Genomic DNA, 11,916 nt, shown 5'->3' with positions numbered 1-11,916 from the left:
GCCGCGTCTACTAGGAAGAAACGCCCCTTGACTTTAGATACCGAGCCAGACGGCACCGTCGACACGACGACGGTCAGCGCTGTGGACGCACCCGCCGCTGGCGGCCACCTGCCGCTGTCGGCATTGCTCGTCATGGCGCTGATGGGATTCATCCTCATCGCCACGGAAACCATGCCCGCCGGACTCTTGCCGCAGATCGCAGGAGGACTGGGGGTTTCTGAGGGAACCGCGGGACAGCTGGTCAGCGCCTACGCACTGGGCACCGTCGTCCTCACGATCCCGGCCATCGCCCTCACCCGCGGCATGCGGCGCAAGCCGGTGTTCCTCGTCGGAATTCTGGGTTTCCTCGTCATGAACACCATCACCGTGTTCTCCTCAGACATCGCGCTGACGCTAATCACGAGGTTCGCCGCCGGCGCGTTCTCGGGATTGGTGTGGGGGATGCTCGCGGGATACGCGCGCCGCATCTCCGCCCCAGAGCTCGCCGGCCGCGCCCTCGCCGTCGCCTCGATTGGCGTTCCCCTCGGATTGGCGGTGGGAACCCCCTTCGGCTCATGGCTGGGCACCGCATTCGATTGGCGCTGGTCCTTTGGCGTCCTCTCCGTGTTGACGATGGCCACTGCGGTTCTCGCCCTGGCGATCGTTCCCGACGCCCCTGGGCAACGTGCGGAATCACGTCTCCCGCTGCTGCGGGTGTTCGCCATCCCCGGTGTCACCGCCATCCTCGTCGTGATCTTTGCCTGGATGCTCGCGCACAACACGGTTTACACCTACATCTCGTCCTACCTGCGGACCACGACTCTCGCGATCTCGGTGAGCGCGACTCTGGTGGTGTTCGGGGTTTCCGCACTCGTCGGCATCGCGGTCACGGGCGTGCTCATCGACCGCGCCCCGCGGACCCTGATTCTCGTCAGCCTCGTCCTCTTCCTCACCGCTGGTGTGGTCTTCGTCGTCGCAAGCCAGTCGTCCGGCGCGGTGCTCATCGCCGTTGTGCTCTGGGGAATCGCCTTCGGCGGCGCGGCACCCCAATTGCAGACCGCAATCAGCGAAGCCAGCGGCGAGAACGCGGATATCGCCAACTCCCTGCTCGCTGTCGCGTTCAACGTCGCTATCTTCTCGGCAGGGGTGGTGGGGGCAGTTCTCATCGGCGCCTTCGACGGAATGGCCCTGCCGGTCCTCATGGTCGGTCTCGCCGCATTGGCTTTCGCAATTGCCCTGACCGCACGCCGCACCGCGTTTCCCGCCCGCCGATAGCTCGGCGGCGGCACTGCAACACCCAGCACGATGTCTGCGACCGGGTCGCGATTTAACCGCCAACGGGCTGCTGTCTGACTCAAGATAGAGCACCTACCAGGAAGGGCCGGAAAAATAATGCGCCGAAAGCTCCTCATCACAGGGTCAATGGCGGTGGTTCTGGCGCTGTCCGGATGCGGCGCCCCCGCCGACAGCACCCGCACTGCGGCCACGGACCGGTCCGCGCCATCCGCCGCGACGCCGACCCCCACTCCGGACAGCCCTGAATCGGGAACCTCTGCCTCAGGAGCGACTGCCGTCCGATTCACCTCAGGCGACACGGTTGTCGAGGTCGCCATCACACCCGACAACTCCGCGGCCCAGGACTTCCTGTCCATGCTTCCGCTGACGCTGTCGGTCGAGGAGTACGGGGGCAGGGAGAAGATCAGCTACCTGCCTCGCGATCTGGACACAGCGCAGTCCCCTGGATCCCGACCAGAGGTTGGAGATCTCAGCTATTACGCGCCATGGGGAAACCTCGTCTTCTACTACAACACCGACGGCATCAGCTATTCGGACCAGACCATCCACCTGGGCACCTACAACGCCACTTCCGAGCAACTCACCGAGCTTGAAGGCGACAACGTCACCGTCGAAGTGATCAAGTAGGGCCTCCGCGTCGCGACGGATTGTCCACACTCGCCCCGGAGAGGGAGGGGCCCACGCCGCCATCTCCGATGACTACCCTGGCGCCGGAGAACAACCGACGGCGGGGTGGGAGGTGTCTGTGCTGGGCTTCCTCGCGCCGCTCCTGTCGCCTGTAGGCCTGCTGCTTGCGCTATTGGGCGTGATTATCTGGCTGTCCTTCAGCGCCGCTGGCCGAAACGCGCGCAGGTCTGCGGCCGCGGCCTCCGTGCTCCTGTCGATCTGCGGATCGATCGCCGTATTCGCATTCGCCAGCATCGACGACTTCAACGACTACCCCGGCTATACCTGCTCCCAGCGCGACGGGCACGTGCCGGACGGATTCCCCTCCGACCGGCTCCCATCAGACCGAGGCGTGGTGAGCACGTTCCATCCCAGTATCGCCTGGTCCCACGATTATGAACTGTTCCCTGCCGGCGTGCGCTGCACGTATTGGACCAAGGACGACCCCCGCATCACCGTGGTCACCCACAGCCCCAAGGGGTACTCGGTGTGGATCTACGGACTGCTCATCCTCGCCCTGGCCCAAGCCGCGCGAGTGGTCGACCCCGACCTACTTGCCCGACGCGACAGCTGACCCGCAGCGGCGACCTAGCGGACCACGGTTTCGAGGAGCGTTGTGAGAGCCTCAGCTCATGAACACCGATCAGTGGTCGGACGATCATCGGCCCCAGCCGGGTGACTCCCCCACTCTCAGTGAGTCCAAGGGGGCTCACCCCACCAGCACTCGCACCGTCTCCGCCACACAGGCCGGCTTGTCCGCGCCCTCGATTTCGATGGTGTGCGTGACGATCACCTGCGCGCCGCTGGCCCGCCGCTCGAAGGCCGTGATCTGCCCGTCGGCCCGCAGTCGCGAGCCCACCCTGACCGGCTGGGGGAAGCGGATCTTGTTGACGCCGTAGTTGATCGCCAACTTCACGCCGTCCACGCGCATGAGCTGGGCGCCGAACATCGGCAGCAGCGAGACCGTGAGGTAGCCGTGCGCGATGGTCGCGCCGAAGGGCCCGTCCGCCGCGCGCACGGGGTCCACGTGGATCCACTGGTGATCGCCCGTGGCGTCCGCGAAGAGGTTGACGCGCTCCTGGGTGATCTCGAGCCAGTCGCTGTGGCCGAGGTGCTCGCCTACTGCAGCCTCGATCTCGTCGATGCCGTTGAAAATGCGCATGGTCTAGCTCCTCACAATCAGTGTCCGCCACGCCGGAGCGTGACGCGGTAGGTGTAGTGCTCGGGCAGGAAGTAGCTGACCGCCAGCTCGGCGGCCCGGCCCTGGGCGTCGGAGTAGAGCCGGTCCACCCGCAGCATCGGGTGCCCCGGCTCGCAGCCCGTCGCGGCCGCGACCTCCGCACTCGCAGCCGCGACGGTGATCGATTGCGCCGCTTCGGTAATCGGGCTCTCCAGGTGCGGCTCGAGGAGCCCGATGATGGTGTGCGCGCTGGCCGCGCCGTCCGCCAGCTCGGGGGCGTCCCGCACGTGGCGCGCGATGTGCTCAGGCAGCCACACGGTGGTCAGGACGAAGGGGACGCCGTCGTGCAGGCGCCGGAACACGACAGAGTCCACCAGGTCCGTCTCGAGCCGCAGACGGCTGGCGGCCTCGACGTCGACCCGGCGACGCAGCGCGGACACGACCTCCATGGTGGTGTCCGTGGACAGGTTCATCAGGTCCTCAATGGACCCGAGCTGGCGCAGGTAGCGGCCGTCGGACTCCGTGGCGAAGGTTCCCCGGCCGGGGACCCGGTAGACGATGCCCTCCGCGACGAGGTCCTGGAACGCGCGCCGCACGGTCTGCCGGCTCACGTCGTGGCGGCCTGCGAGCTCGGCCTCGGTGGGCAGCCGCAGCCCGCCGCGGTACTCGCCCTCGGCGATTCGGCGGCGCAGCTCGTTGGACAGGATCCGGTGGGCCGGCTCGGTCACGTTCATGCGCCCAACACTAGAGCCCGCCGCGGGCGACCAGCTGGGCGACGATGACGTTGCGCTGGACCTCGTTGGTGCCTTCGCCGACGATCATCAGCGGTGCGTCGCGGAAGTAGCGCTCCACGTCATATTCCGTGGAGTAGCCATAGCCGCCGTGGATGCGCACGGCGTTGAGCGCGATCTCCATCGCCGTCTCCGACGCGAACAGCTTCGCCATGCCGGCCTCCATGTCGCAGCGCTCGCCGCTGTCATAGCGCTCGGCGGCGTGCCAGGTCAGCTGGCGGGCCGCGGTGAGCTTGGTGGCCATGTCCGCGAGGTAGTTCCCGATCGACTGGTGCTTCCAGATCGGCTTGCCGAACGTCTCGCGCTGCTGGGCATAGGCCAGGGAGTCCTCGAGTGCGGCCGTCGCCACGCCCAGCGCGCGGCTGGCGACCTGGATGCGGCCGGTCTCGAGGCCCTTCATCATCTGCCCGAACCCCTTCCCCGGCTCGCCGCCGAGGATCGCGGCGGCGGGGAGCCGGTAGTTGTCGAAGGAGAGCTCGCAGGACTCGACGCCCTTATAGCCGAGCTTGGGCAGATCCCGTGAGACCGTCAGGCCCGGGCCGTGCTCGGCGAGGACGATGGAGATGCCGGCGTGCCGCGGGCTGGCCTTGGGGTCCGTCTTGCACAGCAGCGCGATCAGGCCGGAGCGCCGCGCGTTGGTGATCCAGGTCTTGGCCCCGTTGATGACGAGGTCGTCGCCGTCGCTGCGGGCATTGGTGGCCATCGCCTGCAGGTCCGAGCCCCCGCCCGGCTCGGTCAGCGCCATCGTCGCCCGCAGCTCGCCGGTCGCCATCCGCGGCAGATAGTTCTGCTTCTGCTCCTCGGTGCCGTAGAGCGTGAGCAGCTTCGCGACGACGGTGTGCCCGCCCATCGCGCCGGCCAGGCTCATCCAGCCGCGGGAGAGCTCCTCGGTGACGCGGGCGTAGCAGGGCATCGACACCGGGGCACCGCCGTACTCCTCGGGCACGGCCAGGCCGTAGATCCCGATCTGCTTCATCTGCTCGATCCACTTCTCGGGGTACTCGTTGGCATGCTCGACGGCTTGCACCGACGGCTTGACCTCGCGGTCGACGAACGCCCGCACCGTCTCGATCAGGTAGGCCTCTTCGCCGCTCAACTTGCCCATGGAGATACTCCTCAGTGCGTGGAAACTTTGTACGGCCATATTCAGCCATTGGCCGGTGTTTGTCAACGTTTGGTATTGACACAGCTCCCGAACTGCTGCCAGCATCGTGGAATGCAGACCCCCCAACGCAGGCGCGCAGTGCTGATCGCCCCCGGCTCCGACGAGCGCAAGGCCCGCAAGGCGCTCGCCTCGACGGCCGACGAGGTCGTCCTCGACCTCGAGGACGCCGTCACCGCCGCCCACAAACCCGCCGCCCGCGACCTCGCATGCCGCCTGGTGCACGAGAACGCCGGCGCCCGTCCAGTGTCAATCCGCGTCAATGCGCTCGGAACTCCGTGGGGCGCAGCAGATCTCGAGGCGTGCGCGGAGCTCGGGTCCGCACTGGCCTCCGTCGTGCTCCCCATGACGGAGTCCGTGCACGATCTCGTCGAGGCGGACCGCATCCTGGCCGGCACGTCCATCGGGGTCCAGGCGCTGGTCGAGACGCCGCTGGGCATCCGTGACATCGGCGAGATCACCCGCGCCACAAGCAGATTGCAATCGGTGATCATCGGCTATGCAGACCTCGGCGCGGCGCTGGGGCGCTCCCCCTCGGCCCTTCCCGAGCATTGGCTCGCCGTCCAAGACGCCGTGCTGATCGCCGCGCGTGCCGCGGGCATCCAGGCCGTCGACGGGCCGTTCCTCGGCATCGCCGACGACGAGCGGTTCCGCCGCGCCGCGGACTGGACCAGCGCGCTCGGCTTCGACGGAAAATGGGTCATCCACCCGACCCAGGTCGATTCCGCGACAACGGCTTTCACACCGAGCGACGCAGCAATCGAGGACGCGTGCCGGGTGCTCGAGGCCCTGCGGGTGGCCGAGGAGGACGGCGCCGGGGCAGCGCAACTCGACGGACAGATGCTCGACGAGGCGGTCGCCGTGGCCGCCCGCCGGGTGCTCGCACAAGTGGGAGGACAGTGACCATGACCTATGTCGGCGGACCCTATTTCGACGAGCTGACGGTGGGCCAGGTATTCGACACCGCCCCGTCCGTCACCCTCACCAGCGGCCTCGCGGCCACCCACCAGGCCATCCTCGGTGACCGCCTGCGGCTACCACTGGACGCGCACCTGAGCGCCGCGGTCACGGGAGCTGCTGCGGCGGTGGCGAATCCGGGCCTGGTGACCGACCTCGCCATCGGGCAGTCGACCCTCGTCACACACCACGTCAAGGCCAACCTGTTCTACCGCGGCCTGCGCTTCCACCGCTTCCCGCTCCTCGGCGACACCCTGGCCACCCGCACCGAGGTGGTGGGCCTGCGGGAGAACTCCGCCAAGCCCGGCCGCGCCCCCACCGGCCTCGCGGCGCTGCGCATGGTGTGCGCCGACCAGGACGGCAACACCGTCCTCGACTTCTACCGCTGCGCGATGCTGCCGCTGGGGCTGAACCCCGACGAGGACCGGATCCGCAAGGCCGACGACCTGTCCGCGATTGGACCGGCGGTGCAGGACCCCTTCACCGCGCCCGCAGGCTGGGACCTGGCCGCCTACCGCGGCCGGGTGCCGGGCGCGCACTTCTCCCCCGACCTCGCCGGTGTCATCATGCGTAGCAGCGGCGACGTCGTCTCCAGCGCCCCCGAACTCGCCCGGCTGACGCTCAACATCGCCGCCACCCACCACGACGAGCGCGTCGGCACGGCCGGACGCCTCGTCTACGGTGGCCACACCATCGGCCTCGCCCTCGCCCAGGCCACCCGCGCCCTGCCCAACCTGGTGACCGTCCTCGGCTGGCAGTCCTGCGACCACACCGGCCCGGTCCACGAGGGCGACACGCTGACCAGCGAGCTCACGGTGGAGCGCGCCGAGCCGCTGCCCGGCGGCGGCGGCGTCCTGGACCTGCGCTCGCGGGTGTTCGCGGTCGCCACCGGGGCCGAAGACGTCCCCGTGCTGGACTGGCGGTTCTCGGCGCTGATGGCCTAGATCATCGGTCGCCTAGTCGGTCAGCTCGTCCACCAGCCCCCAGTCGAGCGCGGTCTGCGCGTCCAGCGCGACTCCGGTGGCACCCAGCCAGAATGCCCGCCACCGACCGATCCGGCGCGGCACGCTGACCGTGCCGCCGGCCCCGGGGATCAGTCCCATGGAGACCTCGGGGAGCCGGAACACCGTGCCCGGGTGCGCCACTATGCGGCCGGCGAACGCGGGCACCTCGATGCCCGCGCCGACGCAGCTGCCGTGCACGTGCGCCTCGATCCGGTCGGCGAAACGCGCGACGAGGCGGCCCGCCCCCGCGCGGGTCCGGATCAGGTGCGCGGTGGCCAGGTCCGGCGTGGTGCCGAACTCGTCGAGGTCCCCGCCCGCGGAGAACGACGGGCCCGTGCCGTCCAGCACCACGGACTCGATTGTGTCGTCGGCGGCCACGAGACCGAGCGCGGCGACCAGACCGTCACGCACCTCGGCGCCGTAGGCGTTGCGCCGCTCCGGCCGGTTCAGGGTGATGACCAGCCCATTGCCCTCGCGGCGGATCAGCACCGGCTCCTGCGGCGCCGGCGGCGGCAGGGGACGCGGGCCGCGCGCGACGAGCCAGCGGGCGAACTCCGGCGCGCCAAGCAGGGTCGAGTACGCGAAGGACTCCACGTCGATCGCGGCCGGCGCCGGCAGGTTCGCCGAGATCTTCAGCACCTGGCCCAACACCAGCGCCGCGTGGGCGTTGTGGGTGATCGCCTCCCGCAGCTCCGCGATCGCGGACACCGGGTCGGGGGCCGCCACGACGGTTCTGTTTTCCCCCTCAGCGCCAACGGTCGTGTCCAGAGCCTCGGCCAGCGCGGCCGCGGCCGGGGTCATCGCGCCGCGGCATAGGCCGACAAGCAGCCGGTCGGAGGCCAGGGCGGCGGCGATCGCCCCCTCGGCCGGCCGTGCGTCGAGGTCCACCACCAGCATCGGTTCATCCACTTGGGCGTCTGCGGCCAGCAGCGGAGCCGCGGCGGCCCCGGCCGCCAGCTCCTCCGGCGTGATCATCAGGCTCATGGCGACAGCTTTCCAGCCCGGCATCCGCTGTGCGAGGCCGGGTTTCGCGGCGCGGCCGCGGGGTAGCATGACGCGGTGTCTGATCCCGTCAAAGACTGGGCCGAGAGCGGCGTCCTGGCGTTGACCGGCCGCGCCGACGGGCCGCCGGTCCTCCCGCCCGGCTGCGCCGCCACGCGAGCCCGAGAGCTGACCGCGTGGATCGCCGCCGCCACCGCCGACACCCCCCACCCCGTCACGCTCGACGGCGCGAAAATACTCTCCGAGCGCGCCGCGCTGACCGGGCACACCCGCACCGGCAGGGTCTCCGTCGGGGGCAGCTGCCGGCTGCTGCCCACCGCCGATGGCTGGGCGGCGGTCTCTTGCGCACGGCCCGACGACCCCGCGCTGTTCGGCGCACTGATCGGCGCCGAGATCGACGAGTCCAGCCCCTGGCCCGCCATCGCCGCCTGGGTCCGCGGGCATCTCGGCGCAGAGCTCGCCGAGCGGTCCACGATGCTCGGCCTCGCGGCCGGCCCCGTCGTCAGAACTCCCGTCACACCAGCCCCGCTGGCGGATCCACGTCGGGTGGACGGGCTGCTCGTCGTCGACTTCAGCGCCCTGTGGGCGGGGCCGCTGTGCGCGCACCTGCTCGGCCTCGCCGGCGCGCGGGTGGTCAAGGTCGAGACCCCCACCCGCCCCGACGGGGCCCGGCGCGGCAATGCGGACTTCTACGCGCTGCTTCACGGGGGCCACTCCGCGGTCTCACTCGACCCGGCCGCCCCCGGCGGGCGGCGGGCCATGGCCGAATTGGTCGACGCCGCCGACATCGTCATCGAGGCGTCGCGGCCCCGAGCCCTCGCCGGCTTCGGCCTGGACGCCGAGGCCACGGTGCGAAACGGCACCACGTGGATCTCGATCACCGCGCACGGGCGTGGGAGCGAACGCGTGGGGTTCGGCGACGACGTCGCCGCAGGCGCGGGGCTGGTCGCGGCCGACACGGACGGCTCGCCGCTGTTCGTGGGCGACGCCATCGCGGATCCCCTCACCGGGCTCACCGCCGCCGTGGCCGCGATGTCCGCTCCCGCAGGCGGGGCGCTGTGCGATATCGCGATGTCCGCGGTGGTGTCCGCGCAGTTGACCGCTGAGCCCGCCGGCGGCGTCCGCGGCCTCGAAATCTCCCGGCCCCGGCCACGCGTCGGCCGTGGCCGCGTGGCCGGCCACGGCGAGGACACCCAGGAAGTGTTGTCCGGGTTGGGGATCGGCCTGCCATGACGCTGATCGTGAACGCGGAGGTCGAGAGCACGCCGGGGACGGATGTGCGTATCGTCGGCAGCCGGATCACCGAGATCGGCCGGGGTCTCGCGGCGGGCACTGCTGCGGTGGTCGACGCGCGCGGCGGGGCGCTAATCCCCGGATTGACCGACCACCACCTGCACCTGCACGCCCTCGCCGCGGACTCCGTGTCCATCCGGTGCGGCCCGCCCCAGGTCCACGACGGCCCCGCTCTCGCCGCCGCCCTCGAGTCCGCGCCGGGCGATGAGCACGGCTGGGTCCGCGGGGTCGGCTACATCGACACCGTCGCTGGCGACTTGGACGCCGCCGCGCTGGATAGGCTGCACGCCCGCAGGCCCGTGCGTGTGCAACACCGCAGCGGCGCGATGTGGGTGCTCAACAGTGCGGCCATCGCCGCCACCGGACTTGCCGCCGCCGACCATCCCGGCGTGGAGCGCGATGCGTCAGGCGCGCCCACCGGCCGCATCTGGCGGGCCGACGACTGGCTCCGCGAGAGGCTCCCGGCCGGGCGTCCGCCGGCGCTCGGCGCCGTGGGCGCGGAGTTGACGCGGCTGGGCATCACCACCGTCACCGACGCGACGCCGGATCTGCGGCCGGGGTCGCTGACGGCGATCGCGGAGGCCGTGGCGTCGGGCGAGGTGCCGCAGCGCGTGCACCTGCTCGGGGCACCGCTCGCGGGAGCGCCCCTGCATCCTCGGATGAGTGTCGGCCCGTACAAGATCGTGCTGGCTGATTCCGGGCTGCCGGACCTCGACGCCCTCGCCGGCGCCATCCGCGCCGCGCACGCCGTCGGCCGTCCCGTCGCGGCGCACTGCGTCAGCCGCGAGTCCCTGCTGATCCTGCTGGCCGTGCTCCACGAGGTGGGCACGCTGTCCGGGGACCGCGTCGAGCATGGGGCGCTGGTTCCCCGTGAAACAATCGCCGATCTCGCGCGCCTGGGCCTGCGCGTGGTGACGCAGCCGGGGTTCCTCGCCCATCGCGGCGACTACTACCTGCGGGAGGTCGAGCCGCGCGATCTGCCGGACCTGTACCGGTGTCGATCACTGCTCGATGCCGGAGTTCCCCTCGCGCTCTCGAGCGACGCGCCGTACGGCCCCCTGGACCCGTGGGCGGTGATGGCGGCCGCCATCGCCCGCGAGGCCCCCACCGGCGAGGTCGTCGGCGCCGACGAGCGGATCAGCGCGGCCGCCGCCCTCGCCGGCTATCTGTCCCCCGCCAAGGATCCGGGCGGCCCGGCGCGGCAGATCGTCGTGGGCGGGGAGGCCGACCTCGTGCTGTTGCACGTGCCCGTTGCCGAGGCGTGGGCCGCGCCGGCGGCCGAGTTGGTGCGGCTCACGGTCATCGGCGGCCACCGGTACCCCGCCCCTTAAAAGACCCGAAGGGGAATACGGCCTACAGCGCGCTGCCCGCGACCCAATCGGCCCAGGACACGGTCCAGTCGCCGTTCTGCCAGATCTGCAGGGGCGTGCCGCCGGTGTTCTTCACCTCGACCACGTCGCCGGGCTGCGAGAAGTTGAAGAACCACTCGGCGTTGGCGGTGCTGAGGTTCAGACAGCCGTGCGAGGTGTTCGTGTTGCCCTGGGCCCAGACGGTGGAGTCCAGCGCGTGCAGGTAGATGCCGTCGTTGGAGATCCGGGTCGCCCAGTTGATGACCTCTTTGTAGCCCAAGCGGGAGTTGATCGGCAGGCCATAGGTGGACGAGTCCATCACCACCGGATTCTCCGTGCCCAAGACCGTGTAGACGCCGGGCTGCGTCCAGAACGTGAACGTCTGGCCCCCGACCTCCTGCGTGCCGCCCATGCCCATGGAGGTGGGCATCGTGCGGACCTGCTGCCCGTTCTCGTAGACGGTGACCATGTGGGTGTTGTCGTCGGCGATGGACACGTGCGAGTCCCCGATATTGAAGGCGATCGACTCGTCCTCCTGGCCGTACATGCCGCCGCCGACGTCCACTCCGTAGAGCTTCGCGCTGATGGAGACCTGTGTGCCCGCCGGGTAGTACTCCTTGGGGCGCCAGTGCGCGGTGGTGTCGTTGACCCAGTTCCACGAGCCCTCGACGTTGGGGGTGGTGGTCACGGTGAGCGTGCGCTGCGCGGCGGCCCTGTCAACGATGGGCTCGTCGAAGTGCGCGGCGACGACCATGCCGACGCCATACGTGGCGTCGGGGTTGATCGCGTTGCCGCCGGTGTTCTCGAAGTAGACCTTCGTCTGGTTGCTCGGCTCCAGCGTCGTGACCGTTTCCGTCGCCGTCGCGGTCACGCCATCGCTGTCTGTCGCCGTCGCCACCACCGTGTAGGCCCTGTCATAGCCAAGCGGCTCGTTGGTCTTCCAGCTCACCTTGTCCGGTGTCAGCACGCCCGGCACCGCGGCGCCCTCGGGGTTGGTGACCTGCACATCCGTGAGGGTGCCGCCCTGAACTGTCACCACGATGGGGTCCACGGGGTTGATCGGCGTGCCGTCCGAATGCGCGACGGTGATCTGCGCAGAGCTGACCGGCGGGGACTCCGGCGAGTCGCCACCGTTGCTCCCGGACCCTGGAGTGGTGCAGCCCGCCACTGTCAGCAGCGCGACGAGCGCGCAGAAAAGCCCGAAAAGGATCCGTCGAGATGCGCGCATCCCGCCTCC

Annotated in this window: 12 protein-coding genes; 7 read left to right on the top strand and 5 right to left on the bottom strand. The window is 70.2% G+C overall.

Going from position 1 to position 11,916, the window contains the following annotated elements:
* Positions 1 to 27: 27 nt before the first annotated feature.
* From TBIF_RS04260 to TBIF_RS04250, 3 genes are all read left to right on the top strand, one after another.
* Positions 28 to 1,254, top strand: a complete 1,227-nt coding sequence (locus TBIF_RS04260; protein ID WP_200182789.1) for an MFS transporter — start codon at positions 28 to 30, stop codon at positions 1,252 to 1,254.
* Between the two features lie 147 nt (positions 1,255 to 1,401).
* On the top strand, positions 1,402 to 1,902 hold the full coding sequence (locus tag TBIF_RS04255; protein ID WP_200182788.1) for a cyclophilin-like fold protein: 501 nt from the start codon (positions 1,402 to 1,404) through the stop codon (positions 1,900 to 1,902).
* 112 nt (positions 1,903 to 2,014) lie between these two features.
* Complete coding sequence (locus tag TBIF_RS04250; RefSeq protein ID WP_038169753.1) at positions 2,015 to 2,515, top strand: hypothetical protein; 501 nt, start codon at positions 2,015 to 2,017, stop codon at positions 2,513 to 2,515.
* Between the two features lie 135 nt (positions 2,516 to 2,650).
* On the opposite strand, the gene TBIF_RS04245 is transcribed toward TBIF_RS04250, so the two are convergent.
* Genes TBIF_RS04245 through TBIF_RS04235 form a run of 3 tightly spaced genes read right to left on the bottom strand, consistent with a single transcriptional unit; the run spans position 2,651 to position 5,017 of the window.
* Positions 2,651 to 3,103: a MaoC family dehydratase gene (locus tag TBIF_RS04245; RefSeq protein WP_024793621.1), complete on the bottom strand. Its 453-nt coding sequence runs from the start codon at positions 3,101 to 3,103 to the stop codon at positions 2,651 to 2,653.
* A 17-nt stretch (positions 3,104 to 3,120) separates the two neighbouring features.
* Positions 3,121 to 3,855 carry a GntR family transcriptional regulator gene (locus tag TBIF_RS04240; protein WP_024793620.1) on the bottom strand — a complete coding sequence of 245 codons (735 nt, stop codon included), beginning with the start codon at positions 3,853 to 3,855 and terminating at the stop codon, positions 3,121 to 3,123.
* Positions 3,856 to 3,865: 10 nt separating this feature from the next.
* Positions 3,866 to 5,017, bottom strand: coding sequence for an acyl-CoA dehydrogenase family protein (locus TBIF_RS04235; protein ID WP_024793619.1), 1,152 nt, complete (start codon positions 5,015 to 5,017; stop codon positions 3,866 to 3,868).
* Between the two features lie 111 nt (positions 5,018 to 5,128).
* Here TBIF_RS04235 and TBIF_RS04230 point away from each other — a divergent pair, with 111 nt between their 5' ends.
* Both TBIF_RS04230 and TBIF_RS04225 read left to right on the top strand, forming a co-directional pair.
* Positions 5,129 to 5,977 carry an HpcH/HpaI aldolase/citrate lyase family protein gene (locus tag TBIF_RS04230; RefSeq protein ID WP_024793618.1) on the top strand — a complete coding sequence of 283 codons (849 nt, stop codon included), beginning with the start codon at positions 5,129 to 5,131 and terminating at the stop codon, positions 5,975 to 5,977.
* Between the two features lie 2 nt (positions 5,978 to 5,979).
* A complete protein-coding gene (locus TBIF_RS04225) occupies positions 5,980 to 6,975 on the top strand; it encodes a MaoC family dehydratase (protein ID WP_038169751.1) in 996 nt (331 codons plus the stop codon).
* Positions 6,976 to 6,987: 12 nt separating this feature from the next.
* On the opposite strand, the gene TBIF_RS04220 is transcribed toward TBIF_RS04225, so the two are convergent.
* Positions 6,988 to 8,010 carry an enoyl-CoA hydratase/isomerase family protein gene (locus TBIF_RS04220; RefSeq protein ID WP_024793616.1) on the bottom strand — a complete coding sequence of 341 codons (1,023 nt, stop codon included), beginning with the start codon at positions 8,008 to 8,010 and terminating at the stop codon, positions 6,988 to 6,990.
* Positions 8,011 to 8,094: 84 nt separating this feature from the next.
* Between TBIF_RS04220 and TBIF_RS04215 the strand changes: the two genes are divergently transcribed.
* Complete coding sequence (locus TBIF_RS04215) at positions 8,095 to 9,270, top strand: CoA transferase (protein ID WP_024793615.1); 1,176 nt, start codon at positions 8,095 to 8,097, stop codon at positions 9,268 to 9,270.
* On the top strand, positions 9,267 to 10,661 hold the full coding sequence (locus tag TBIF_RS04210) for an amidohydrolase family protein (RefSeq protein WP_024793614.1): 1,395 nt from the start codon (positions 9,267 to 9,269) through the stop codon (positions 10,659 to 10,661). Before TBIF_RS04215 ends, TBIF_RS04210 begins: the two co-directional genes overlap by 4 nt.
* Positions 10,662 to 10,683: 22 nt before the next feature.
* Here TBIF_RS04210 and TBIF_RS04205 read toward each other — a convergent pair whose 3' ends face one another.
* The gene (locus tag TBIF_RS04205) at positions 10,684 to 11,907 is read right to left on the bottom strand and encodes a L,D-transpeptidase (RefSeq protein WP_024793613.1); all 1,224 of its coding nucleotides are present in this window, start codon (positions 11,905 to 11,907) and stop codon (positions 10,684 to 10,686) included.
* Positions 11,908 to 11,916 lie beyond the last annotated feature (9 nt).

It is taken from the genome of Tomitella biformata AHU 1821, assembly GCF_000524475.1.
In the GTDB taxonomy this organism is placed as follows: Bacteria; Actinomycetota; Actinomycetes; order Mycobacteriales; family Mycobacteriaceae; genus Tomitella; species Tomitella biformata.
The sequence above is the reverse complement of the archived record's forward strand: the minus strand, read 5'-3'. Positions and strand labels throughout refer to the sequence as shown.

What these genes read in the sequence shown, in the direction of transcription:
- TBIF_RS04255 (WP_200182788.1), top strand. Translation starts at nt 1,402, where the DNA reads ATGGCGGTGGTTCTGGCGCTGTCCGGATGCGGCGCCCCCGCCGACAGC.
- TBIF_RS04245 (WP_024793621.1), bottom strand. Translation starts at nt 3,103, where the DNA reads ATGCGCATTTTCAACGGCATCGACGAGATCGAGGCTGCAGTAGGCGAG.
- TBIF_RS04240 (WP_024793620.1), bottom strand. Translation starts at nt 3,855, where the DNA reads ATGAACGTGACCGAGCCGGCCCACCGGATCCTGTCCAACGAGCTGCGC.
- TBIF_RS04235 (WP_024793619.1), bottom strand. Translation starts at nt 5,017, where the DNA reads ATGGGCAAGTTGAGCGGCGAAGAGGCCTACCTGATCGAGACGGTGCGG.
- TBIF_RS04230 (WP_024793618.1), top strand. Translation starts at nt 5,129, where the DNA reads ATGCAGACCCCCCAACGCAGGCGCGCAGTGCTGATCGCCCCCGGCTCC.
- TBIF_RS04225 (WP_038169751.1), top strand. Translation starts at nt 5,980, where the DNA reads ATGACCTATGTCGGCGGACCCTATTTCGACGAGCTGACGGTGGGCCAG.
- TBIF_RS04220 (WP_024793616.1), bottom strand. Translation starts at nt 8,010, where the DNA reads ATGATCACGCCGGAGGAGCTGGCGGCCGGGGCCGCCGCGGCTCCGCTG.
- TBIF_RS04210 (WP_024793614.1), top strand. Translation starts at nt 9,267, where the DNA reads ATGACGCTGATCGTGAACGCGGAGGTCGAGAGCACGCCGGGGACGGAT.
- TBIF_RS04205 (WP_024793613.1), bottom strand. Translation starts at nt 11,907, where the DNA reads ATGCGCGCATCTCGACGGATCCTTTTCGGGCTTTTCTGCGCGCTCGTC.